Below are 26015 nucleotides of genomic sequence, written 5' to 3'. Positions count from 1 at the left end.
AGAATTCAAAGAATTCTCTAATTTGTAAGTTTTTTTAATGCTTTATGATTGGACATTAAAGACTTAAGTCCTGCTGGAAGTTCAAAAGCAATATCTAAAATATTCTTATTGACCTTAACAACAACACCCTTACCAAAAATATCATGATTTACAAGATCTCCAACTTTCCAATCATCAACCTTATTATCCCCAATCAATTCTGCTTTAGACACTGTTTGTTTAGGTACATAATCTGTTGTTTTAAAACGAGGCTTACTTCCGCTATGAATAATTCCTTCATTTCCTACTTCATCAATGAAACGACTAGAAATTTTAGGTGAATCTGTTACAAAACTAAATCCTTCACTATCTGTTAAGAAAAGCTGTTTTCTCGCTCTTGTAAAGGCTACGTATGCGAGTCTTCTTTCTTCTTCAAGACCATCATCTCCATCTTCAGCTAAACTTCTAAAGCTTGGGAAAATTCCTTCAGATAAGCCTAAAACAAAGACATAATCAAATTCTAGACCTTTAGCCATATGAATAGACATTAAAGAAACATATTGACCTTGATCAATTGCATCATTATCTGTATATAAAGAAATATCTTGTAAATAATTTTCTAATGTTGGTGCATCTTCATGAGAAACTTGAAAATCATAAATTGAACGTTGTAATTCATGAATATTATCAATACGATTATCTTCTAAATCATTTTTGAGCATTTCAATATAACCAACATCAATCATTAAATTTTCAAACATTTCATGTAATGGTAAAGTTGAACGTCTTGCTTTTTCAATTGCTTCAACTAAAATTCGCACTTCTTTTTTTGATTTATTAGAAAGTCTAATTTCATCACTATGAAGCGTTAAAGCATCATAAAGTGAAATTTGATGATTAAGTGCTACTAATTGAATATTTTCTAATGTTTTTTTACCAATACCTCTAGCTGGTGTATTAATAATTCTTTCAAACGCTAAATCTTCTTGATTACAAACAAGTCTTAAATAGCTTAAGGCATCTTTAACTTCTTTACGATTAAAGAATTTTAATCCCCCAAAAATACGATAATCAATTCCTTTACGAATCAATACTTGTTCAATCGTACGTGATAAATAGTTTGCACGATATAAAATTGCAATATCACGATAATTAACCCCATCTTGATTATTTACAATATCTTCGATTTTATTAGCAATCCAATTAGCTTCCTCTTCTTCACTTTTAGCAACATGGTGAATCACATCTTCTCCACCTGTTTGCTTTGTAAAAAGATTCTTTTCTAAACGTTGACTATTTTTACGAATTAAATTATTTGATACTTTTAATATATTTCCAGTTGAACGATAGTTTTGATCAAGAATAATTGTTTTATTAGGTTTGAAATCTTTATCAAAATCTAAAATAAAATGAACATCTGCTCCTCTAAAGCTATAAATTGTTTGATCAGGATCTCCAACGACACAAACAATGGCATATTTTGATAATAATTGAACTAAATGATATTCAATTTCACCTACATCTTGGAATTCATCTACATGAATATATTGGAATTTTCTTTGCCATTTTTCTAATATATCTGGATAATTATCCAAAATATAAACTGCTTTTAATAATAAATCATCAAAATCTAATAAGAAATGATCTTCTTTATAGTTTTCATAGGCTTCATAGACTTTTGCTTTTTTGAGTTCTCCTGAAAATTGTCCAGCTAATTCAATAGCTCTTTGTGGAGAAACTCTCGCTGTTTTATATGAAGAAATTGTATTGATCATGCTTTTAATAGAAATAACTTTTGCATCTATTTCTAATTGTGTATAAAGCTTTTTAATAAGTGCTTTTTGATCTTCTTCATCCATAATTGTAAAATTACTTGGATAATTTAAAACATTAATATGTTGTCTTAAAAATCTCACACATAAAGAATGAATCGTACAAATAAGTGTTCCACTTCCATGAATACCTACAACTTCATTCACTCTTTCTTTCATCTCGTTAGCAGCTTTATTGGTAAAAGTAATTGCCAAAATAGAACGAGGATCAATTCCTACATCCTGTATTAAATGTGCAATACGATAAGTCACGACTCTTGTTTTTCCAGAACCTGCCCCCGCAATAATTCTTAAGTGACTATCTAAATACGTTGCTGCTTCTTTTTGATTTTTATTTAACAATGTATCTAAATCCATTTATTTCACCCCTATTTATCTTATTATATTACATGGATAATGATAGAAAAAGAGAAATCTTTCATTTCTCTTTTTAATATTGATGTGATAAGCCAACGATATCATTAATATCTTCAACACCAAGTTTTTCAAGTTCTTTTGGTAAATCTTGAATAATTTTATAACAAGCATATGGATCAACAAGGTTTTGACAACCAATCGCCACAGCGCTTGCGCCTGCAACCATCATTTCAATAACATCATGGGCACTTGAAATACCACCCATACCAATTACTGGAATCTTAACAGCTTTACTTACTTGATGAACCATACGTAAAGCTACTGGGAAAATAGCTGGTCCTGAATAACCACCTGTTCCATTAGCGATAATCGGTTTTCCAGTTTTGATATTAAAACGCATACCTACTAAAGTATTGATCATTGTAATTCCATCAGCTCCAGCTTCTTCTACAGCCTTTGCCATTTCAACGATATCTGTTACATTAGGAGAAAGTTTAACATAAACCGGTTTTTGAGAAACGGCTTTTACTTTACGTGTAACATCCGCAGCCATTTGTGGATTTGTCCCAAATTGAATACCTCCACTATGAACATTTGGACAAGAAATATTAAGTTCTAACGCTCCTACCATATCATGTGTTGAAATACGTTTTGCGGTTTCAACATAGTCATCAATACAGCTTCCACCAATATTAGCGATGACTTTATCATTATAACATTTACGAAGTTCTTCTAGCTCATGAGACATGACCGCATCAACACCGGGATTTTGGAGTCCAATTGCATTAAGCATTCCACTTGGCCCTTCCGCAATACGTGGTAAAGGATTTCCATAACGCGGTTCAAGCGTTGTTCCTTTGATCATGATACTTCCTAAAACATTAATATCATAAAATCTTGTAAATTCATACCCAAATCCAAAAGTTCCTGATGCTGGAATAACTGGATTTTTCATTTCTAAACCTGGAAGTTTAACTTTTAAATTAACCATTTACAATAACCTCCTCACTTAATAAAATTGGTCCTTCTACACAAATACGTTTATAAGGTTTTGTTTTCACTTTACATGAACATCCCATACAAGCTCCAAAACCACATCCCATTCTTGCTTCAAAAGAAAGTTGTCCGTTTTCTGGATAATTTAAAGCAAGCGCATCTAACATTGGTTCAGGTCCACATGTATAATAATGATCAAATGTTAAATTAGCTTTTTTAATAACATCAATAACTGTTCCTTTAACACCTAAAGAACCATCCATTGTCGCAATTAATACATCTCCAAATTCTTGGAATTTATCAATATAGAAAACATCTTTTTTAGAAGAAAATCCTAAAACAGTTGTGACTTCTACACCTTTTTCTTTTAATTTTTTACCTAAGTTATAAAGAGGTGGTGTTCCAAGTCCTCCACCAATAAGTAAAGCTTTTCCTTCTTGAACAGTAAAACCATTTCCTAAACCAATTAAACAATCCAATTGATCTCCAATTTGTTTATTCTTTAAAATTTCTGTTCCTTGACCAACAACTTTAAAAACAATCACAATTGTATTTTCATCATAATCAGAAATAGACATTGGTCTTCTAAGATAAGGTTGTAAACTTTCATTAATCTTAATATTAATGAATTGACCTGGTTGACTAATATATTTAGCCCCTTCTCCTTTTAAAGTCATTTCATAAACATCATCTGCAATGTTTTCAATTTTTGTAATTTCCATTAACCCTTGATAGTTCATAAATTCCTCCTATAATTTTTCTATTTTTCCATCTAAAATATGATACTTCACTAAACCAAAACATTTTGTATCTAAAAATGGTGTGTTTTTTGCTTTTGAATAAATATTATCTCTCGTAATCGTATATTCTTCATTTAAATCAATGATAGCAATATTAGCTTTTTTACCAACAGCCATATCATGATCCAATCCAATCACTTGACTTGGATTGACTGTCATACATTTTAAAACAGTTTCTAAATCTAACAAATTCTTCTTAACTAAATATGTATAAACAAGACTAAAAGCATGTTGATTACCAATAATACCAAATGGTGCTTGATCAATTGGTTTTAATTTTTCTTCATCACTATGAGGTGCATGATCTGTTGAGATACATGTCACTGTTCCATCTTTAAGTCCTTCAATTAAAGCATCTAAATCTTCTTTACTTCGAAGTGGTGGATTCATTTTATAATTTGGATTTAAGTTTTTAATATTTTCATCTGTTAAAATCAAATGATGTGGACAAGCTTCTCCCGAAACAGGAAGTCCTTGTTTTCGATATTCTCTTAATCCTGCCACAGTTTCTTTAGTAGAAATATGACAAATATGATAACGATTACCAATTTCTTTAGATAATTGTAAATCACGTAAAGCATGATTATATTCTGAAGCATTATTGATTCCTACAAGACCATTTTCTTTAGAAACACGTCCTAAGTTAATACATGCTCCTTTTTCAAGTTCTCCTTCATCTTCACAATGAGCAACAATAATACTATTGATTGCTTTTGCTTCTTTCATGGCTTTTGCCATCATTTCTTTACTTTGAACACCTTTTCCATCATCAGAAAATCCTTGTACAATATCAAAAGCATTATTTTCTTTAAAATCAACAAGCTCTTGTCCTTTTAAATCTTTCGTAATAGCACTATAAGTATATGTATGAATAGAGCTATCTTTTTGAACTCTTTGAATAAAATCTTCAATAGTTTCTTTATCATCCATACATGGATTTGTATTAGCCATCGCTACAATATGCGTATATCCTCCATATTTAGCAGATAAAGTTTCTGTTTTAATAGTTCCTTTATGTTCAAATCCTGGTTCACGTAAATGAACATGAAGATCAACAAAACCTGGTGTTACTAAAAGATCTGTACAATCAATTATATTTTCACCATCTAAATCATGACCTATTTGACTAATTGTTTCACCATCAATTTCTACATCTAATTTTTGAATTTTATTTTGGTAAAAAACATTTCCATTTTTTAATACAGTTTTCATAGTTTCTCCCTTTTTCGATTAAAAACATCTTTATTTTTATCATATAAAGTATACTAAATGATACTTATTTTTTCAATGAAAAAACGGCATAAAAAAACAGCCAAGAAGGCTGTATTTTTATTATCTTTTTTTATTATTTTTTCTTGCTGCTTCAGATTTTAATTTTCTTTTTAATCCTGGTTTAACATAGAATTCTCTTTTACGAGCTTCAGCAAGGGTACCTGTTCTAGATACTTGTCTTTTAAAACGACGTAAAGCGTCATCTAAAGATTCGTTTTCTCTTACTACAGTTTTTGCCATGATGATTCCCCCCTTTGACTCTTAATTTACAAAAGTATTATATAGAGAATCTTTCCTAATTGCAAGAAAATATTGTTATTTTTACGCATAAATATTAATTTTTTGCGTATAATATACTTTTTTGCCCTATTTATGCAAAAAGTCACACGAATTTGGTAGTTTCATAAGCTTCTTTTCAATATAGCTACAAGATGGAATTATTTTCATAGAATTGTCTTTTGCATAGTCCATCAAAGCATCAAAAAGCTTTCCTGCCATTCCTTGACCTTGATATTTTTCATGAACAACTGTTGAAATAACATCAATCACATTTTCTTCTTTTCTAACATATTTAATATAACCGACTTCTTCATCCTGATCTTTTAAAACAATAAGACCTTCTTTATATTCTATTTTCATATATGTTCTCCTTTTTATTTCTTTAATAATTTATACACTTTACATGTTTTATCCTTCTTATTTTTTAAAACAAATCTAACATATTATCTAAATAAATAGCTTCTCTTACATGTATTTGATATTCAGGTTTTACCATATAATAAAGTAAAAATTCTAACACTAAAGCACTCCCTAAACTTCTACCTTCTATTTTAAATTGAGAAAAGCCTTTTGGTAGATAATTATTTTGAATATCTTCAACACTGATAAAACTCGAATTTTGCATAGCTTTAGAAAAACGATACCCCTCATGAAAATTCGGAGCTTTGCATACATGATCTAAACAATCTTCTCCAAGATTTTGACGGCTAACCGTTTCATAACATTTCTTTCGTTCAAGGCAGCCTATAAAACAACATTCGTTACATAAAAATTCAACTTTATCCATATCTTTTTGTAAAAGATTTTCTAATTGTTGAACTTTATTTAAACGAAAATCAGGGACAACATATAAAAAGTCATCTTTCTTTAACTCATCTACTAATTGTTCAAATTTTGTAAGAACTTTCGTTGTTGAAGAAACAAAATAAAAACGTGGATATTGTTTTTTTAAATATTCTAGTAACAAATCAGAATGAATGATAATCCCACTTTGAACCTCACTTTTTTCAAATAAAGCACAAAGATCATTACATCTTTTATCTTGAAGATGTTTTTCTTGAAGTAATGAATTACTGAAAGTAAGTCGCGAAGAAATATGATATTGATTCATAAGTGAAAGAACTTCATAAGGATTTTGATTTCCTTCACCAAGACGTCCTCCACCCCATAAGCAATCTTCAGGACTTCCATAAATAGAACCTATTTCACACCAATCATAAAAATATTCACGATGATGATAGAATAATGGTAAAAAGACTTTATATAATTCATAAAATTCAAATAATCCTGGTAAATGAAAATATGCTTTTTCCCTTTTTGACAAATCTATCACCTCTTCCTATATTTATTCTTTAAATGTTATCTAAAAATTTATGAGCCCCTTGTAAAAACAATTCATATCTTTTTTGTGTTACCTCATTATCTTCCTCATCCCAGACTTCAAAGATATATTCTTTATTATTTTGAATTATAGAGCATAATTGTTTTGCCGTATAATAATCATCATTTAAGTTATATAATTTTATAATTCTTTTATCTAAAGTTTTATTATAAACATCTTTACTTGTATATCCTTGTATATGTGTTAATGGATCTATACATTGTTCATGATATTTTTTACAAGGTTTACAAATGTCATCTCCATCAATTGTTAGTTTTAAATCAATAGATGGGTTATCGATTATTTCATTAGCAACCTTATAAAAATCATGTCCCATTTTTTCATCAGGAACAAATCTATCTATCCCAGATCCGTATAATTTAATAATATCAATAAAATGATGTGGTTTAATTAAAATTGAGTTCATTAATTAATCTTCCTTTCATTAATTCTTCTAATATTTTTTATAGCAATTAATTCACTTATTTTTGGAAACAACATTACTCAAAATAGTTCCTACAATTAGTGTGATAACACCTAAAATTATTGTATCATTCATACTAATAATAGAATAAGCTCCTAACATTAAAATGATAGCAGTTATATCAAGTGTCATTGCTAACATCTTGCATAATCTCAACCTATTTATTTTTTCTTTATCAACTTGGCTCAAATCATTATATCCAGCAAGCATATTTGAACCTTTTCCAAAATATAGAGGAATAGAAATAACTATTAATAAAATCGCACACAACAATACCGGCATTTGCATATCAATAATTTCCTCCATTCCTTTTATTCTACATTAAAAGTTAATTATTATTTAATAATTCTTCTAATACTTTTCTTACATTATGAGCAGCATCTTCTTGTATTTCGATAATTCTTGCTCCTCTAGCTTTCGCAACTTCTCTTAAATCAACAGATATTCCTGTATGAAATGAACATCCTACTACTAAAAAGATATCTCCTGGTTGTAATGTATAAACCATTTCATAAGCCTTTTGATAATTTGGTGCTGGATCACCATAAAGTACTGGTTTATTATATAAAGAATACGCAATATCCATTTCATCATCTTCTGGTAAACCACCATGTAATTCTAAAGCATCACTTCCAGCTAATTTATGCAATCCATCAATATTCATAGTAATAATTGGTACATGATATTCAGCCAAAGCAATATGAGCATCATTGGGTTTAGCACCATTCATATTGGCTTTAAGTTGTTTAATAACTTCATTATATTCTTCATGATGTGTATTGGCATAACTTCTAAATAATTTTTCTCTTACATCTGGTCTTTCCATAAATGTTGGAATATTACTTTGTTTTGATATTCCTGCTCCTGTAAATGCAATTATTTTCATTTGAATCATCTCCCTAACTTAACAAAATTATATCATATATTTATAGTTGTAATGTTTGAAAATATTTAAAGTTATATTTTTCTACATCTATCTATTCATTTTTTTATTTGTTAAAATAATTAAAAGGAGGTTTTCTTTATGAATATTCTTATTTTTGAAAATAATGATGATGATTTCAATCATCTAACTTCTTGTATAAAAAACTATTTTACAAAAGAGAATATTGATTATCATATTCATAGATGTAAAAACAAAGAAGAGTTATTAAAAACAATTCAACAATATAATCTACTCTTTTTAGATATAGAATTAGATGAAGATAATGGTATTGATTTGGGAATGGAATTAAAGAAAAGCAATCATGATTGCCGCATCATGATTACAACAAACTACGCTAAATACGCTATTGATGGTTATAAAATTAATGCTGATCGATATTTTATCAAACCTATCAATCAACAAGAATTTAATATTGAAATAGATTTTGTCATAAACAAATACAATAAAGATAATATTTACTTTTTTGATAAAAATATATGTAATTACAAAATCTATGTTAAAGATATTATTTATATTGAATTCATTAATAGAAAATCAGTAATTCATCAAATAAATGGTAAAAAAATAGATACTAATTGTACATTAAAATATTGGTATGAAAAACTTAATTCTCTTGCTTTTGCTTATTCCTATAAGGCATTTTTAGTTAATTTAGAATATGTTGTAGCATTATACAAAAACGATTTAAAAATGATCAATGATGATATAGTTCCACTATCGAGACATTATAAAAAAGAATTTGAAACAAAATATCTAGATTTTTTACAAGATACATTATGATAATTTTTAATATTCTTTCTTTTTTAATACTAATAACTTTAACAAATTCTTTTTTTAATGCGAGGTATAGAAAAAATAAAACTTTAACATTTTCAATCTTAGTAGTCATTTTACTAATTTTTATTACTTATAATCTTAACTATTTTTTTATTTTAATACTGTATATCCTCTCTATTTTTATTTTATATAAAGGCCAATGTATTCAAAAATTGATTATGATTATTCCCTATTATATCATTCAAATACTATTAGAAATTCTTATAACCTATTGTTTTACTTTGTATCATTCAACAGTTACAACACTTGTTATTATTGAAATTATCTTATTTGTTTTATTTATTGCTTTGTTCATTCATTCTTATATTTTTATTATAAAACGCATAAAACAAATCTATTTGTCAAAATATACCTATTTCATTTTTATTTTTCCTTTAATTACGATTTATTTATCTGCTGATATTAATTATAAATTTATAGGCTCTATAACATTTGATGAAATCATTTATTTTATTTCCTTAACATTATTAAACTTATTATTTTTTGTGATGTCTTTACTTCTTATCAACTATCTCTATGCATTACAAAAAGAAAAAATAATGAATTCAAATTACCAATTACTAGAACAACATTATAAATATAATTTTAATTTTTTACATGACTTGCTTCATACATGTAATGCACTTAATACTCAACTTAACAATGACAACTATTTAGAAGCAAAAGAAACTTTAGAGCATCTGACTCATAAAACTTTCAAAGAATTCAATGCTATTTATAGTAATTCCATCATTTTAAATTATGTCATCAACAATCATCTTCATACGCTCATTGAAAATAACATTGATATTAAAACAACCGTTGAAACAAATTTTGATATATTAGACTTACAAGTACAATTTGAACTCTTTGAATACTTATTAGATTTATCAATTAAAAATTGTATAAACAACCAAACACAAAATAAATACATTCTTGTTAACGCTAAACAAAATCAAGAATATTCTTTATTGAAGGTTGTATTTCCTTGTTCAAAACTTGATGAAGAAAGCATTCAAAATGTTTTAAATCATATTTTAAAAAGGACTTCCTTTTCATTAAAAATAAAAAGTATAAATTCAAAATATACTAGTATCTTTCTTGCATTGAAAAAGTAGTCAATCAAATTTGACTACTTTTTACTTACATACTTTTTCTAATTATATTTTATCATTACTAATGATAAAATATGTGTCAGCATTAAAACAATACTTATATTTAGTATTGGAAATTGGTTAACTCCCTTAAAAATCAATGAAACAATAAAAATAATCATAGGATGAAACAAATAATAATATTTAGAATACTGATTCCATTTTATTTTTAAATTTATATGATTTGTTGTATAAATTGTAGAAATAAACAAATAATAAGTAACTGGTATACACGAAAGCAATATATTACTATCTAATCTATGAAAATCATGTAAGATAATAGCTTCAAAGGCCAAGAAAAAACAAGATATAATTAATTTAACAAAACAATTCTTTGTATACGTTTTCTCTTTTGAACCCATTTTGTATCCTAGTACAACATAAAACAATCCAAAAAATAAAAAGTTACGTGTTGTAAAAAAGATATTATAATAATATGTAACGAGTTCTTTAATCGATAGTGGCAACACACCATAATACGTCTCCGTCGCTCCAAACAACAATAAAAAGAAAGAAATGATGAATAAATAATTTAATTTATATTTTTCTTTCCATTTTTTTAGTACAAATAAAGATAACATCACGGCTGGAAAATACCATAAATGATAATATACACCACTATAACATAACGTAATAATCAATAGAATCGGCAATAATACAATCACTAACAAAATAAGTAATAGTATAGGAACATTTATTTTTACTAGATATTCATTAATTGTTGGTAAATATTGAATAGCTGTCATTAAAATAACAGGTAAATAGATCAAGCTCCATGTTAAATAAAGCGGTATTGTACGTTTGATGTAAGTATCAATATAATGACTTTTCTCTTTTTCCTTTTTTGCCACAAAATAACCTGTGATAATAAAAAACATAGGAACACAGATCCTTGATACAATATTATTAAAAGCCAAGTCTAATTCATTGGAATAATGAAGAAATGGTCTTAAATGTAAAATAATGACCAAAATAGATAATATGTATTTTAAAATATTCAAATTTTGATAATAGACTTTTTGTTGTTGATAATTATGATCTATGTTTTCTTGGATGGAAATAGTAATAAAACTAAAAAAAGCAATCATGCTTACCATTACAAATGGATTGGCTAGTTCATTTTCATACTGTAATACATTAATGATTCTTAAAAAGAAAATCAATAGAGTCATAATGAATATAATAAATAATTTGTTTTTCAATTTCATAATTTATCCTCTTAACCCTTATTATATAAGGGATCTTTTATGTGTACAATACAAAAACATCTAGCGTTGTTTTATAACTCTAGATGTTTGTAGACTATTTTAAATACTCATTGAGTTTTTTTCTATTAATACCATGAATAGAAAAAATAACAGAGATAAAAGTCATTAAAATAACATATAAATAAATATAGAAAATAACATTTCCATTAAACATCAATGATAAAAAATTGAATGTTGAAATATATTTCAAATAAGACATTCTTATCATCCATAAACAAAGATATCCAATAATAAAAGAAATTGTTGAAATCAATAAATGTTCTAATAGAATAATAACTATCACATCTTTTTTGCTTCTACCTAAAGCATATAAAATAGCAAGTTCTTTATTACGCTTTCTAATATATCCCTTATTTAAAAACAAAATAATAATACCTAATATACCTACGACTAGAATCATAATTCCAACATTAATTAAGACAGTTTGGATATATGAATCTCTAAACTCACCGTTTTTGAATTCATATTGTGACATTAAACGAAGATGCGGAAACAAATTATTTAATTGCTTTGTTACATTCTTTATATTCTTTGTTTCTTTACAAACAATCACCATGTCATCAAGTCCTGTTCCTACTGCTTCTAAATAAGAATTATAATCTTTAAAAACTGTTTTATTAATATCATGTGTTCTATTTTCTTGGTTAAAATCATTTACTTGGTTATTGTAGCTTTCTTGTGTTTGAAAAAGTTCTAGGAAATCATAATTTTGATAACTTGTATAAATATATTCTGTTAATCCAAGATTATTTTCATAATTCGTTTTATAAATACCTGACACTTTGTATTTTTGATTTTCTTGATTTCTTTTTTCGTTAATAATTGGTAATTCAATTGATTGACCAACAAGTGTATTTATCTTTTCATTTTTCAGATAATTATAAGCAAGAAAATCAGGAACTAGAATTTCATTTTTTATTGGATAATTCCCATAAAGAAGTTCTACACGCTTTGGATTATAATGTTTGATATAAGGATAAGGAACCGTCAATGTTTTAAATTCCATTTGAATTTTATCTGGAAAATGCATATAGCTTTTGGTTTTTTTAATTTTATTTGAAAATGAATTCTTATCTAAAACAAGATTAAGTCCGTTTCCTTTACTATCGTTACTTGTTTCGACATTACCGTTATATAATTTAGCCTCTTTAACTCCTGAAATATTTTTTACATCTTCTAAATCTTTGTTTGAAAAACTAATTCTTTTACCATCATTTGAAATAATAACATAATTATTTTTTGAACATTCATTTAAGTATTTTTTTGTATAATGCGTTGTTGATACATAAATTGTTTTATTATCAATCCCTGAATAAAATTCATAAAGATCATTAATAGAAATACTGTAAAGAAACAAAAAAATGGTAATAAATAACATAAAAATAATAGAAACTGGAATATAATTAACAACTAGATCCTTTATGTTTCTTTGAATAGATTTAAATACATATCGCCAATTGTTTTTCTTTTTAGAATAAATATCCATTTTGTTTTCTAATAAACTATCATTAGATTGAGTTATTTTCTTTTTCAAATGAATATTATGATTTTCTAAAATATAAATATTATCACAATAATCAATAATGCGATGATCATGCGTTACAATAAAAATCATCATACGTTCATTTTTTAATGACTGTATACACTCCATAATCATATTTGCATGTACATCATCCAAATTTCCAGTTGGTTCATCTAATAATAATACTTTAGGATTTCCTATAATGGCTCTTGCAAGTGCAAGTCGTTGTTTTTCACCACCACTTATATTTTTTACTTTTGTATTTTCTAATTTTAAAATATCTAGTTTTTTTAATGCACTTCTTGCTATATCCTCTTTACAATTAAGAGTAAGTAATAAATTTTCTAATACTGTAAAATTATCAATTAATTTAAAATCTTGAAAAACAATATGAATATCCTCTTTTCTTATTTTATCCCATTGATTATTATTAAAAGATTTAACATCTTTATTTTCAATTTTATATGTCCCTTCATAGTCAGTATCTAAACCAAAAAGAATATTAAACAATGTAGATTTACCACTTCCACTTTTTCCTATAATTCCATTAATTTCATTAGTATTATCAAATTGAATATTCATATTTTTAAAGATAACTTTTTCACCATGTCTTTTTGTAATATTATTCAAGTTCAACATAAATAAAACCTCCTTTAATAATGTAATTTCATTATATAAAAGAGGTTTTATAGAGTAAATTCAACTTGTTCAACAGGTATGATTTAGTGATTAAGAGGTTACTTCATTGAATGACTTCATATAAAAAAGTTTATTTTTTTGATTTTAAATAATCATGAATTCTTATTAGCCCCACAAGGAAAAATATAAATAATACCTATCCTTTTTATTAAACGTAAATTTATAATTCAACTAATTTTCCTTCAACAAAATAATAAATATTTTCTTTTTTATAACCATATTTAGAATTTAAAACACTTATATGTGGTTCAAACGTAAAATAATTTACATCTATTAATTTTGTTTTATTTCCCTTTTCAATATAAATTCTATCTTCACTTCTATTTACAATAGAATGTCCTAAATTTCCTAAAAAATCTAAATTTATAAACCCATATTCCTTTATCAAGTGATTCATATGAAAATAAAGATCTTCAAAGGTTGTTTCAACAGTAACATATTTCAATAATTCTTGATGAAGTCTATCTTCCATTTGTAATCCTTTTTTCCATTCTTCATTTTCAATATTTCCTACACAATCAACAACTATCCCATTTTCAATAATAATTGTTCTTGCATAGTCTCCCCAAACATTATTATTTTGAGGTGATAAATCAATCGTAATAATATCATTATTTTGTATAGTTTTATTTGCAGTTACATAATGTTTACCTGATATTGAAACATTTGTCTCATCTCCTGAAAAAATAAATGCTCCTACATCCCAATACCAAAAAGAATCTGCGCCCAACTCAAGCATTTTCTTCTCTAAATCATTTCTCAAATCAATAAGGGACATACCAGGTTTAATAATTTCTTTTGCATATTGTATTGTCATTTTTGCTATTTTTTGAACATCTTTATTTTCCATAATATTTTAATTCTCCTTTAAGGTTAAATATTTTTTATAGTTTCATACAACTCTTTTGTTTTTTCTTCACTTTCATAATTAATCAAGCATTTGTCGTCCTTGGTTTCAAAATAAATATATGAATGAATATTTGGATTTATATAAATAAAACATGTTCCAAATTGTGTATCAAAATAACCTGCATAGCACTTATCTTCTTTATAACCTATTTGTTTATTTCCAATTTCAACATTATCCAATAATTTAATATTTCGTATTTTATCTATTTTAATTGTTGGTTCACTACAATTAGGTACAGATGTAATGATTTCATTATCTTTAATTTTAATAGCTGGTTTTTGATTAGAATCTTTTATTAAAGACGTAACGATCAAAATAGGAATCAAAATAACTAAAATAATATCTTTTTTTCATTTTTCTACCTTTCCTCTATATGCTATTTCTTCTTATAATACATGTATTTACCACTTAATTGTAAATACTCTATCTGCTTCCTATTTCTAATTATATAAACTATAGTAGCAAGATCATTAATTGCTCCTAAAATTATAATACTTGAAACTAATCCTATCATTTTTAAAATCAATGGATTTGATAGTTTTACAAATATTACAAAAATCGATAATGGCAATGTAATACATAAATTAGGTAACAATAAAGTATAAAGATACTCTTTTACATTCTTTATTTCTGTGCAATGTGTTATCATTCCAAACCCCTGAAACCAAATATAAATATCTTCTTTTTTAGAAAAAGTTATTGCATGAAAGTATTCATGGACAATCATTAATAAAATTACAATAATAAAACCCAATATATCTATTAAAAATACATTTAAAATTTTTCCATTATATTTAGAAATTAATAATTTTAAGCTTTTTGTTAAAGGATATAAAATAATCAAAAAAACAAATAGATAGTCAATCCATCCAATAGCCATTTTCTCCAATCGTGATTCATCAACGCTTTTTAACTGATTATTATTTTTTAAATAACCTCTAAACTTTATTGTCATAGATAACACCTCCAGCATTATTATTTCTTAACAATCCAATCACTTTCTACATTTTCTCTTATTGCATAATAACCTCGTGGCATGTCTTTTAATAAGCAAATAGAATAATCAATGTTATAAACTTCAAATAAAGAAACAATACTTGCATCTTCTATATTATGATTGCTTCCACATAAAAATTGCCACATACCGTCATCTTCATCATGACTTACATATAAAATAGGATGTCCTTCTAAAATATGACAACATACAATGCATGCTGTATTTTGTTGATCATCAAAAGGAAATGATAGTGTTTGTTTTTTCTTCGTAAAAAATCCCATAAATATGCCTCCTTAATCAAAATATGTTTTCCATTTTTCTCCTGCCTTATAAGCATCAAAACACATTTGAATTTGTTCTTCATTATTCTTTTCTGTAGCAAGTATTGGAAGATTGTCCTTTGTAAAATAATCAAAACCTATTGTTTCACTATTTTCTTTAAAAACACCACCTTCTACTTCACAAAGCATAAATATTTTACATACTTTATAAGCATAGATTGGTTGATTATGTTTTTCTCTATCTTGAATTGCAATGACATTTTTAACAACAACATCAAGTCCTGCTTCTTCTTTTACTTCCTTTATCGTATTTTCCATAACTGAGACATTGACATCACACCAACCACCAGGTAATGACCATGTTCCATTTTTCTCTTGTACAAGTAAGATTTTATCTTCTTTAAAAATAGTAGCACGTGTATCAATTTTGGGTGTTTGATACCCTACTTCATTACAAAAAAGCCCTTCTACTTGTTCTACTGGTTTATTTGAAATATCTGCCATCATCATAGCGGAAAGTTGGCGAATACGTTCATAGCGTTCTTGATCATAAACATCTTTTCCATAAGTAAGTCCGGCTTGTGCTAAACTTTGTAATTCAATAATATAATCAATCCATTTTTTATTTTTATCCATACACATTTCCTCTAATCTTTATTGATTTTATTATATCATATTTTTCTCATTGCATTTTTATTAAAAACAGATTTATAATAAAACTTACCCATAAGGAGGAAAATCATATGAAAGAATTTCGAAACAAACTTATTGTCCATGGTTTAATGAAAATCAATGATAAATACCTTGTCATTAAAAGAAGTATTATCAAAAGAGGAAAACCAAATGTATATCCTGAATATTGGGATATCCCTGGAGGTTCTGTAGAAGACTTTGAAACACCTGGAGAAGCTTTAATTAGAGAAGTCAAAGAAGAAGTTAATTTAGATGTTGAAGTAAAACAAATCATTCATGAAGATAGTAATTTTGACAAAGGTAAAAATACGATGTTTACTCGACTTGTTTATATTTGTACTTTAAAAAATACAAATGATTATGTAATTCAATTAGATCCTGAAGAACATAGTGAATACCGTCTTATTTCTTCTCTAGATGAAATGTCTGATGAAAAAGTTGTTCCATTTTTAATTGATATCTTATCTAATAAAAATCTCTAATAGAAAATAACTCTATTAGAGATTTCTTTTATCTTTTTTTAATTGGAATCCATATTTCACAATAATAATTTTCATCCAATGTACCTTTAAGATATTTTGTTGGATCATCATAATATTCTACACAATATCCAGCAGCAAATTCATAATCTTTTAACGCCGGTAACCATTCCGTAAATATTTTAACATTTGCATCTTGCAAGGCTCTAGGCATTGCGCCAACACATGAAAAAATTGCCCATTCAAATTCAGGAATAGTTTCTAACACAAAGCCTTCTGGAATAACTTGTTCTTGATAAGGATCTGCAATTAAATAATCAAAGTTTTCTTGTCCCATTTGTTTATCAATGTTAATTCCATAAACTCCTCTAACAACTTTTCCTTTACCTGTTTGATAATGTTCTTTCCAAAAATCAGGAATGACTTTTTTAGCATTTTCATAAGCAAACGTTTTTTCATTTGCGATAACTTTAAACGCTTTTTTTCTTTCAATCTTGTAATCCATAAGATATCCTCCTTCTAAAGCTATTGTTAGTTTCAGTGGAGCAAAGGATTTCAAAGTTGTATGCTTCTTACGAGCAACTGTTGGTGTTACACCATGAAAACGTGTAAAAGCTTTGGTAAAACTATCTGGCGAATCATATCCATATTTTATGGCAATATCAATAATTTTTATATCACTTACAGCAATTTCATTACCCGCAAGCGATAATCTTCTTTTACGAATATATTCACTAATAGTAAATCCACATAACATAGCAAATCCTTTTTGAAAATAAAATTCAGAAATATGAACATATTTTGCAACATCTTTCACTGTTATATCTTCTATTAAATGATTTTCAATATATTGAATTGCTTTTTCAATTGCATTTACCCAATCCATGTTTTTTCTCCTTTTCTCTACTGTACTTGTATTATAGTTAAGAAAAAAGATTTTCTCCCGACACTATTTGCCTTCATTTGTCTGTTTTAATTTTTCATAAGCTTCTAATAACCAAGTATGAGTCATAAGAAGTTGATGTGTTTCAAATTGATAACTTATAAACCAATAACATCCTTTATCTAAAGAAATATTGACTGCTTCTTTTAATTGCTGATAATAAGGAGGTATTCCTCCTTGGTCCCAAGCGAGTTTATCAGCTAAGAAAATAATTTTATCATAATCATTCATTTCTTTTTTCAAAGTTGTATGACATTCAATTGCTGATAAAATATCTTCATCTTCAATATGAAAATAATCATATGCAATTTCTTTAGAAATTCTTTGATACAATAAGAAATGATATTTTTCTTCACTTGGATCTATTTGATACCCTAATTCTTTAACGTATTTATACATATCATCTGGTGAAAAGATTGCACTGATACCATGCAACAAAGCTGTTATCGTACATTTAAAGCTGTTATCGTACATTTTTCAATATTTAGATGATATTGAATTGCAAGTTTTTTAGCTTCTTTGGCTACATCATTTACATGATTCCATGTTTTTTCTTTATGATATTTTAAATAAAGTTTTTTGATTTTATCGTATAATTCAATATTCATTTTATACCCCTATTTTAGATATTTAATAAAGCTATAACCTTTTTTAGAATACCCTTGTTTTTCATAAAAAATATGCGCTGTTTTTCTAGAAATCCCACTATTCAAAGTAATCGCAGCTATGTTATTTATTTTGGCATATTTTTCAACCTCTTGTATAAGATGTTTTCCAATCCCTTTGTTTTGATAATTTTTATCAACAGCAAGAGCATTTACCCTCATTATTTGTTTTGGAAGTTCAAAGACATAACTTACTTCTATTCCAATAAAACCAACAACTTTATTTTCTATACAAGCAACATAAATCAAATAATTATTTTTTATCATTTCTTGTACTCTTAAAAAAAACAAACTATAATCAACTTCATACCCTAATTCATTCTTTAATAATTCATAAATAGGTTTTATATCATTTTCTTCAAAGCATTTTATTTTCATATTTGCTTACCTTTTTATATTTATCATCGTAAAATGATCCACTTTCTCAATCTTTTAAATTTTACATGCAGGTTCTAATAGTGTAAATGTCTTTTTATCTAAATCTAAACGACAACGTACTCCATAAGGGATGACAGCTATAGGAAGTGCATGCCCTATATTAGCATTATATAAAATTGGTAGCTCTGGATGATGCGCTTCTATCCCAATAACCCTTTGATAAACTTTTTTATAAATTTCATATTTTTTTCTTCGTGATGGTTTACCAACAACAATACCATTTATCACATCAAAAAGACCTTGTGCCATGAAATTTCTTAATATCCAAGCTAATTGATATTCTGACATATCTACTTCACTTGTTTCTAAAAACATAATTTTACCTTGCCATTTTTCTTTATCCGGCCATAATTCTGTTCCTAAAACCTCTATAAAAGTATCCAAACAGCCGCCTAACAATTCACCTTCAACAACACCATTTCCTTGAATGACCTCATATCCATTTTCATCTTTATGATATTGTCGTAAAACATTTATATTGTTTTCATCCCATCGAATCATTTCATCATCGTCATCGTAGTAATAAGGTGCTTTGTATATTTCCAATTGTTGTACTGGCTCGAATAATGTTTTTCTCATCATTTTCAATGAATAATCATCCATTTTGACATATTCAGATAAAGTTGTTAGCACCGCTAATCCATAATAAGAAACCAACCCTGCTTTATACATCATCAAATGATTAATTGTTGTATCAGAATATCCTGTAAATATTTTAGGATGATTTCTTATAACTTCAAAATCAATATATGGAAGTAAACGAATCGTATCATCTCCACCAATCGCATTAAAAACAGCTTTTATAGAATCATCTTTAAAAGCATCCATTAAATCTTTTGCTCTTGCTTCTGGATGTTCATCAAGATATTTAATACCCTTCAACGTATTTTCCATAACAACTACTTTTAAACCAAAATCATTTTCTAATCTTTCTTTCGCGATATAATAACGATGAATAGCCCATTTTTCTCCTAAAGTTCCTGCCGATAAACTTACAATAGCTACTTTATCTCCTTTTTTTAAACGTTGAGGTTTAATCATTTTTTATCTCCTTATTTCCACATCACATTCATATACAACTCATTTTGTTTTTCCCACTCAGCTTCATTATGATGACCTCCAGGAATAATATTGATATAACTTGTTGCACCTTTAGATACAATATAATCATTAAACTCTTGAATGTTTTTAATATAACGTTGTGGTCTTTTAAATTCTTCCGTTCCTAAAGACATATAAATACGTGTATCAGGATTTAAATTTTGAGGAAGATCTCTTTCTAAACGTTTTTTACATAAGCCAAAGGCTGGTGACAAACAAGCGGCTTTAGAAATATATTGGTTGTATTTGATAACTCCATAAAAAGCCATTAAACCGCCCATAGAACTTCCTGCAATGGCTGTACATTCTCTAAAAGGATATGTTCTATATTTTTGATCAATCATCGGCTTTAGTTCATAAACAAGCCAATCTAATGTTTGAATACCTTTTCCTTGAACACGTCCAAAATAACGACTATTTAAGTTATAAGGACAATACTCACTTAATCTTTCATTCCCTTCATGATTACATTCAATCCCTACAATAATCAATTTCTTATCATAATGATTTAAAAATTCAGCTAAGCCCCATGATTTACCATAAGTAGCATCACTATTCAAAAACAAATTATGCCCATCAAACATATAAACAACTGGATATCTTTCATCACTTTGATAATAATCATTAGGTAAATAAATATGCAATGTTCTTTGACAGTTAAATGGTCTTAAATAAACATCATATTTCTCTAACATTGAAAATACCTCTTTTATAATGAAATAACTTCATCAAGATCACATTGATCTATTTGATTTTTACCACCAATAATACATATTCCACCTTTTTCTAAAGTTTCATCGATTTCTTTCGCAATTTCTAATAGCTCATCCTTATCTACATTTAAAATAGCTTCCAATTGTTCTTGTCTTGCTTTTTCATCTTTTTGATTAAAATAATATAAATCACCATATTTGCCAATATTATAAGGCATCATAAGTGGCATTAATCCTGAAAGTGTGCCAATAATAAACCCTGTTAAATCATGATTTTCCTTTAAATAATCTTTTAAAAATGTTCCACATTTTTCATATTTCTTTAAAGATTCTTTTCCATTTGGATCACGATAAGAATAACAACATGTAAATCCTGAAGCACGCGATACTAAACCTGTACCATAAGCACCTCCTTGTACTCTTACTACATTCCATAAATACGCTAAAGAAATAATGTTTGAAGCAAGTGGTGTTATTTTAGAAGTCTCTAATAGATAACCTCCTTTAGAGGCATAAGCAATATCTGAAGGAATAATAATTCCTTCTTTTTTAATAGAAAAAGGTTTTATGATTGCTTTTTCTAAAGCATCAGAGATTTTTAATGTTTCCTTTAAATAAAGAGCTTGTTTTTCTAAGTTTGTATCATCATTTCCAGTAAAAGATAAAGTTAAACGATTATAGAAACAAACATTTTGATAAACACTTTCTAATTTTTGTTTTAAAGCAACAAAATCAAAATGATCATCTAATTCTTTTAACCATTTATAATAAGCAATTCCACTACTATATTCATCAATAACACCCGAAGGACTTACCATTGCTAAAACTCTTTTCATTGATAAACTATGTCCTGACATAGTAATCGCTTGTTTTAAGGAAATAATACGTTGTTTTAAAATATCACGAATCATTTTTTCTTGATCAAAAACAGATTCTTGTAAGATTTCAACAAGAAGTTGTAAAGCTTCTTGTTCATTTTCTTCTAAAGTAGAAAATGTTGCTTTGAAGTAAACTTGATTTTCTTTATTAGTTGTTTCATATGTATTAATAGAATAATTCATTGTTCCACAAAGAAGACGAATCTTTGTAGAAAGATCTTTAGCACTATGTTTTATTGTAGAGATATTTCCTAATAAGGAACAAATAAAAGATAAGGTACTGATTTGATTTAAATCTAAATGATCTATATTAAAATAAAGAGCATAATAATAAATACCATTAGTTTCTATTGAATGTTTTAAAACTTTGCATCCTTCTAAATCTATCAACTTTGAAGGAATCTTTTGTACTTTTGCTTCAATATCTTCAAGATTTAATTTTGGTAAAGTATTTAAGTTTTCTAAAGTGTCTGGTGCTTGTTGGAAAGCATCTAATTGTTTTTGTTCTATTTGTAATTGTTGTTTTTGAACATCTGTCATAGAATTTAAAACATTTGTTAATTTCTTTTCTTCTTTTTCACGACGAATCTTTCCTAACTCTTTTGAAGGTTTTAATACAATTTCGCAACTATGTTTATTTTCTAAAAGAACTTCTTGGATAAGATTTTCAAAATATCCTTCATTTACTTTCTTTTTCAAATCATCAAAGATCTTTCCATATTCTAAATGGGCTTCTGGTTTACCTCCATAAAGCCAACTTTCTAATACTTGGAAACCAAAAATAATTCCTTGAGGATATCCCCCAAAATTTCTTTCTTTTAAATTTAATTCTAAATAAGCAAGTGTCGCATCAAGTTGTTGACGATCAATACCTTTCTTAATCAATGTTTGAAGCGTATCAAAAACAATTTCTTTAACTTGATCTAAGTTTTCTTCTTTTATATGATCAACTTCTAATTGACACCAATTTTGTAATTCACCATCATTAATCGCTAAATAAACATTTTCAGCTAGTCCTTTTTCCAAAAGGGCTTTATTTAAAACCGCTTGATTATCACCACATAAAACATCACTTAATACTTGCATCGCAATGACTTTTTCATAGTCTTGATAACTTCCAATCACATTTCCCCAGGCCATGCGATATTTATTTTCAGCGTTTTCTTCTTCCCCTATTTCATAATCTACCACTTGTCTAGAAATTTGAACAGGTTGTTGATAAATTGGCCCTTCTATTGGTAAATTCGCTTCCATTGAAGAAAGATATTCTTGATTTAAAAGTTCTAAGACGTCATCAAGTGGGACCTCTCCATCTAAAAAGACAAAGGCATTAGAAGGATGATAATATTTTTGATAAGTTTGGATAAATTGTTCATAGGTTAAATCGGTAATGGATTCAGGATCACCTCCTGAAACATATTGATAACAGTTGTCTTTAAATAAAGCACGATTCAACGCATTCATCATAATTTCATGAGGACTTGAAAAAGCTCCCTTCATTTCATTTAAAACAACCCCTTTATAAGTTGGTTTTTCTGTAGCTTCAATATGCCAGCCTTCTTGTAAAAAGATTTCTTTTTTATTTAAAATCAAAGGATTGAAAACTGCATCTAAATAAACTTTTGTTAGATTCATAAAATCTTGATTATTTCTAGATGAAATAGGATAAAAGGTTTTATCTTCAAAAGTCAAGGCATTTAAAAAAGTGCTCATTGAACTTTTCATTAATTCTACAAAAGGCTCTTTGACAGGATATTTTTGAGATCCACATAAGACCGAATGTTCTAAAATATGAAAAACCCCACTATCATCACTTGGTAAGGTTTTAAACGCAATACCAAATGTTTTATTTTCTTCATCACGTTTTAACCAAGCAAGTTTTAAATGGGTTTTTATATGTTCCATTTCATACATTGTTGCATTAAGTTCACTGACTTCTGTCCTTTTTTTAACGACAAAGCCATGTTTTGATTCATTTATTTTCATTGTACTACCTCATTTCTTTACACCTTATTTTACCTTTGAATAAACGTTTTGTAAACGAAGATGATATTTTAGTAAATATTGATTTCAAGTTTACTAAATGATAAAATAACCATAGATTGGAGGTTCTTATGGCAACAATAAAAGATATTGCTGAATTAGCGAAAGTATCAAGCGCCAGTGTTTCACGTATTTTAAATAATGATCCTACGTTGTCTGTTCCTAAAGAAACAAGACAACGTGTTCTTGATGCAGCTAATCAGCTTGGTTATAAAAAGAAAAATAAAAAAATCTATGATACAGTGATGACATTAGGAATCATTCAATGGATATCTCCTATTGAAGAATCCAATGACCCTTATTATTTAAGTATTCGTCAAGGAGTAGAAGAATATTGTTTTAAAAACAAGATTGCTATCAAACGTGTTTTTAAAACAGATGTTGATTATTTAAATCAATTAGAAGATATTCAAGGTTTAGTTTGTATTGGGAAATACAGTCAAGAAGATATTGAAACATATAAAAAGATATGTTCAAATGTTATTTTTTTAGATATGAATATTGATCCTATTCATGAATGTTGTATTTTACTTGATTTTAAAAATGCAGTTAAAGATGCGGTTTCTTATTTAAGTCAAAAACATACTTCAATTGCCTATTTAGGTGGTAAAGAAATAATTCATGATAAGCTCTATCATGATCAAAGAAAAGAATATTTTGAATACTATTGTAAAGAATACAACATTGATTATTCTATAAGCGAAGAAACGTTTTCAATTGAATCTGGTTTTAATATGACTTATGAACTTATTAAAAACAAGAAACTTCCTTCCGCCATTTTTGCAGCAAGCGATCCTATCGCTATTGGTGCCATGCGTGCTTTAAAACAATATGACATCAAAATACCTGAAGATATATCAATCATTGGTTTTGATAATATTGAAACAACCAATTATACCGATCCACCGCTTACAACAGTATTTGCGCCAACGTTTGATATGGGCTTTATGGCTGCTAGACAACTTTTTGATGCTTTTAAACATAATGAAAATATTTCACCGATTAAAATTCTTTTACCTTGTTTTTTAATCGAAAGAAATTCATGTATTTAAAAATCTCTAGATTTTTTCTCTAGAGATTTTTTATAACTTCAAATTTATAAGATGTTTTTTCATCATAAGTGTCGCCTGCTTTTAAAATCGTACTTGGGTTTTCTTCTAGATGAATCGCATCCGGCATATTTTGTGTTTCAATACAAATGGCATCACGGGCATTGTAATGTTGTCCATATTTACCAAGACGACCATCTAAATAATTTGCTGTATAGATTTGTGCTTGTGGTAAAGTCGTTGAAACGGTTAATTTTCTTCCTGTTTTTTCATGAACCAATTCAACTTGGTTTTCTTTTGTATTAAAGATCATTGGATGATCAAATCCTTTACCAAGTTGTAATTGTTCATCATCATTATCGACACGATCTCCAATATAGGCAAATTCATTGAAATCAAAAGATGTTCCTTTGACATCTTTTATTTCACCTGTAGGAAGTCCATCAGGATCAATGCAAGCAAAACGATCAGCATGAACTTTTAATAAATGTTGATATACATTTTCTTTTTTGCCAGATAAGTTAAAATACGAATGATTCGTAATATTAATAAGCGTATCTTTCGAAGTAGTTGCATGATAATGCATGGTAAGTGTATCGCCTTCAAGTGAGTAGATTGCTTTAAAATCTAACTCACCAGGATATCCTTCTTCCCCATCTTTAGAAACATAATGGAATTCAACACTTGTTTCATCAAGCACTTGATAATCAAATACTTGATAAGAAAAGCCTTTGATTCCTCCATGTAAGGAGTTAGGTCCATTATTAATTGGTAAATGATAAATTTGACCGTTTAATTCAAAAGTTCCTTTTTTAATACGATTAGCAACTCTTCCAACAAGCGCCCCAATATAGGCATCTAATGTTTGATAAGATTTAAAATCATCATATCCTAAAACCACATCATCAACATTTCCTACTTGATCTTTCATCAACACTTTAACAAGTGTACATCCATAATTAGAAACAACAACTTCTAATTCATCATTTTTAAGTGTAATTAAATCAATATTATTTTCTACTTTCTCTATTTTAATCATC

At 27.3% G+C, this 26015-nt stretch carries 29 protein-coding genes; 4 read left to right on the top strand and 25 right to left on the bottom strand.

What is annotated here, in order from left to right:
* Positions 1-17: 17 nt before the first annotated feature.
* The 10 genes from OCV55_RS01300 to OCV55_RS01255 all read right to left on the bottom strand — a co-directional run bounded on the left by OCV55_RS01300 (position 18) and on the right by OCV55_RS01255 (position 8266).
* Positions 18-2168, bottom strand: a complete 2151-nt coding sequence (locus tag OCV55_RS01300; protein WP_147579573.1) for an ATP-dependent helicase — start codon at positions 2166-2168, stop codon at positions 18-20.
* 73 nt (positions 2169-2241) lie between these two features.
* Complete coding sequence (locus tag OCV55_RS01295) at positions 2242-3159, bottom strand: dihydroorotate dehydrogenase (protein WP_032090437.1); 918 nt, start codon at positions 3157-3159, stop codon at positions 2242-2244.
* Positions 3152-3904: a dihydroorotate dehydrogenase electron transfer subunit gene (locus OCV55_RS01290; RefSeq protein ID WP_032090438.1), complete on the bottom strand. Its 753-nt coding sequence runs from the start codon at positions 3902-3904 to the stop codon at positions 3152-3154. Before OCV55_RS01290 ends, OCV55_RS01295 begins: the two co-directional genes overlap by 8 nt.
* A 9-nt stretch (positions 3905-3913) precedes the next feature.
* Positions 3914-5176 carry a dihydroorotase gene (locus OCV55_RS01285; protein ID WP_032090439.1) on the bottom strand — a complete coding sequence of 421 codons (1263 nt, stop codon included), beginning with the start codon at positions 5174-5176 and terminating at the stop codon, positions 3914-3916.
* 120 nt (positions 5177-5296) lie between these two features.
* Positions 5297-5476 carry a 30S ribosomal protein S21 gene (gene rpsU / locus OCV55_RS01280; protein ID WP_022002829.1) on the bottom strand — a complete coding sequence of 60 codons (180 nt, stop codon included), beginning with the start codon at positions 5474-5476 and terminating at the stop codon, positions 5297-5299.
* Positions 5477-5602: 126 nt separating this feature from the next.
* Positions 5603-5875, bottom strand: a complete 273-nt coding sequence (locus OCV55_RS01275; RefSeq protein ID WP_032090440.1) for a GNAT family N-acetyltransferase — start codon at positions 5873-5875, stop codon at positions 5603-5605.
* A 64-nt stretch (positions 5876-5939) separates the two neighbouring features.
* A complete protein-coding gene (locus tag OCV55_RS01270; RefSeq protein WP_394802842.1) occupies positions 5940-6839 on the bottom strand; it encodes a hypothetical protein in 900 nt (299 codons plus the stop codon).
* A 28-nt stretch (positions 6840-6867) separates the two neighbouring features.
* Positions 6868-7323, bottom strand: a complete 456-nt coding sequence (locus tag OCV55_RS01265) for a hypothetical protein (protein ID WP_032090442.1) — start codon at positions 7321-7323, stop codon at positions 6868-6870.
* 51 nt (positions 7324-7374) lie between these two features.
* On the bottom strand, positions 7375-7686 hold the full coding sequence (locus OCV55_RS01260) for a DUF3784 domain-containing protein (RefSeq protein WP_147579572.1): 312 nt from the start codon (positions 7684-7686) through the stop codon (positions 7375-7377).
* 22 nt (positions 7687-7708) lie between these two features.
* On the bottom strand, positions 7709-8266 hold the full coding sequence (locus OCV55_RS01255) for a Sir2 family NAD-dependent protein deacetylase (RefSeq protein ID WP_147579571.1): 558 nt from the start codon (positions 8264-8266) through the stop codon (positions 7709-7711).
* 138 nt (positions 8267-8404) lie between these two features.
* Here OCV55_RS01255 and OCV55_RS01250 point away from each other — a divergent pair, with 138 nt between their 5' ends.
* Positions 8405-9106, top strand: coding sequence for a LytR/AlgR family response regulator transcription factor (locus OCV55_RS01250; protein ID WP_147579570.1), 702 nt, complete (start codon positions 8405-8407; stop codon positions 9104-9106).
* Positions 9107-9321: 215 nt separating this feature from the next.
* Entirely contained in the window at positions 9322-10260 is a 939-nt protein-coding gene (locus OCV55_RS01245) for a hypothetical protein (protein WP_147579569.1), read from the top strand.
* A 38-nt stretch (positions 10261-10298) separates the two neighbouring features.
* On the opposite strand, the gene OCV55_RS01240 is transcribed toward OCV55_RS01245, so the two are convergent.
* The 7 genes from OCV55_RS01240 to OCV55_RS01210 form a co-directional block, all read right to left on the bottom strand.
* Positions 10299-11504: an acyltransferase family protein gene (locus OCV55_RS01240; RefSeq protein WP_147579568.1), complete on the bottom strand. Its 1206-nt coding sequence runs from the start codon at positions 11502-11504 to the stop codon at positions 10299-10301.
* Positions 11505-11598: 94 nt separating this feature from the next.
* Complete coding sequence (locus OCV55_RS01235) at positions 11599-13725, bottom strand: ABC transporter ATP-binding protein/permease (protein WP_147579567.1); 2127 nt, start codon at positions 13723-13725, stop codon at positions 11599-11601.
* 220 nt (positions 13726-13945) lie between these two features.
* Positions 13946-14635: a M24 family metallopeptidase gene (locus OCV55_RS01230; RefSeq protein WP_147579566.1), complete on the bottom strand. Its 690-nt coding sequence runs from the start codon at positions 14633-14635 to the stop codon at positions 13946-13948.
* 23 nt (positions 14636-14658) lie between these two features.
* The gene (locus OCV55_RS01225) at positions 14659-15021 is read right to left on the bottom strand and encodes a hypothetical protein (RefSeq protein ID WP_147579565.1); all 363 of its coding nucleotides are present in this window, start codon (positions 15019-15021) and stop codon (positions 14659-14661) included.
* Positions 15022-15071: 50 nt separating this feature from the next.
* The gene (locus tag OCV55_RS01220) at positions 15072-15650 is read right to left on the bottom strand and encodes a DUF3267 domain-containing protein (protein ID WP_158570107.1); all 579 of its coding nucleotides are present in this window, start codon (positions 15648-15650) and stop codon (positions 15072-15074) included.
* A 20-nt stretch (positions 15651-15670) separates the two neighbouring features.
* Positions 15671-15973 (bottom strand): hypothetical protein, encoded by a 303-nt coding sequence (locus tag OCV55_RS01215; protein ID WP_106986921.1) that lies wholly within the window; start codon positions 15971-15973, stop codon positions 15671-15673.
* A gap of 12 nt (positions 15974-15985) precedes the next feature.
* A complete protein-coding gene (locus OCV55_RS01210) occupies positions 15986-16609 on the bottom strand; it encodes an NUDIX hydrolase N-terminal domain-containing protein (RefSeq protein ID WP_118661420.1) in 624 nt (207 codons plus the stop codon).
* 107 nt (positions 16610-16716) lie between these two features.
* Here OCV55_RS01210 and OCV55_RS01205 point away from each other — a divergent pair, with 107 nt between their 5' ends.
* Positions 16717-17148, top strand: a complete 432-nt coding sequence (locus OCV55_RS01205; protein ID WP_147579564.1) for an NUDIX hydrolase — start codon at positions 16717-16719, stop codon at positions 17146-17148.
* A gap of 28 nt (positions 17149-17176) precedes the next feature.
* On the opposite strand, the gene OCV55_RS01200 is transcribed toward OCV55_RS01205, so the two are convergent.
* The 7 genes from OCV55_RS01200 to OCV55_RS01170 all read right to left on the bottom strand — a co-directional run bounded on the left by OCV55_RS01200 (position 17177) and on the right by OCV55_RS01170 (position 23869).
* On the bottom strand, positions 17177-18031 hold the full coding sequence (locus OCV55_RS01200) for an AraC family transcriptional regulator (RefSeq protein WP_147579563.1): 855 nt from the start codon (positions 18029-18031) through the stop codon (positions 17177-17179).
* A gap of 63 nt (positions 18032-18094) precedes the next feature.
* The gene (locus tag OCV55_RS01195; RefSeq protein WP_147579562.1) at positions 18095-18562 is read right to left on the bottom strand and encodes an HD domain-containing protein; all 468 of its coding nucleotides are present in this window, start codon (positions 18560-18562) and stop codon (positions 18095-18097) included.
* A complete protein-coding gene (locus OCV55_RS01190; RefSeq protein ID WP_267309756.1) occupies positions 18532-18696 on the bottom strand; it encodes a hypothetical protein in 165 nt (54 codons plus the stop codon). The genes OCV55_RS01195 and OCV55_RS01190 overlap by 31 nt, the downstream gene beginning before the upstream one ends.
* A gap of 9 nt (positions 18697-18705) precedes the next feature.
* The gene (locus OCV55_RS01185; protein WP_147579561.1) at positions 18706-19131 is read right to left on the bottom strand and encodes a GNAT family N-acetyltransferase; all 426 of its coding nucleotides are present in this window, start codon (positions 19129-19131) and stop codon (positions 18706-18708) included.
* A gap of 54 nt (positions 19132-19185) precedes the next feature.
* On the bottom strand, positions 19186-20232 hold the full coding sequence (locus OCV55_RS01180; RefSeq protein ID WP_147579560.1) for a S66 family peptidase: 1047 nt from the start codon (positions 20230-20232) through the stop codon (positions 19186-19188).
* An 11-nt stretch (positions 20233-20243) separates the two neighbouring features.
* The gene (locus OCV55_RS01175; RefSeq protein WP_147579559.1) at positions 20244-20987 is read right to left on the bottom strand and encodes an alpha/beta hydrolase; all 744 of its coding nucleotides are present in this window, start codon (positions 20985-20987) and stop codon (positions 20244-20246) included.
* Between the two features lie 14 nt (positions 20988-21001).
* Entirely contained in the window at positions 21002-23869 is a 2868-nt protein-coding gene (locus OCV55_RS01170; protein WP_147579558.1) for an insulinase family protein, read from the bottom strand.
* Between the two features lie 128 nt (positions 23870-23997).
* Here OCV55_RS01170 and OCV55_RS01165 point away from each other — a divergent pair, with 128 nt between their 5' ends.
* Positions 23998-24978 carry a LacI family DNA-binding transcriptional regulator gene (locus OCV55_RS01165; protein ID WP_119363640.1) on the top strand — a complete coding sequence of 327 codons (981 nt, stop codon included), beginning with the start codon at positions 23998-24000 and terminating at the stop codon, positions 24976-24978.
* A gap of 19 nt (positions 24979-24997) precedes the next feature.
* Here the strand turns inward: OCV55_RS01165 and OCV55_RS01160 are convergent, their stop codons facing one another.
* A complete protein-coding gene (locus OCV55_RS01160; protein WP_147579557.1) occupies positions 24998-26014 on the bottom strand; it encodes an aldose epimerase family protein in 1017 nt (338 codons plus the stop codon).
* Position 26015: the final 1 nt, after the last annotated feature.

The sequence above is a fragment of the [Clostridium] ammoniilyticum genome (assembly GCF_025566905.1).
GTDB classification, from domain to species: Bacteria; Bacillota_I; Bacilli_A; order Erysipelotrichales; family Coprobacillaceae; genus Faecalibacillus; species Faecalibacillus intestinalis.
Note: the sequence above shows the minus strand (reverse complement) of the source record. Positions and strands in the feature narration are given on the sequence as shown.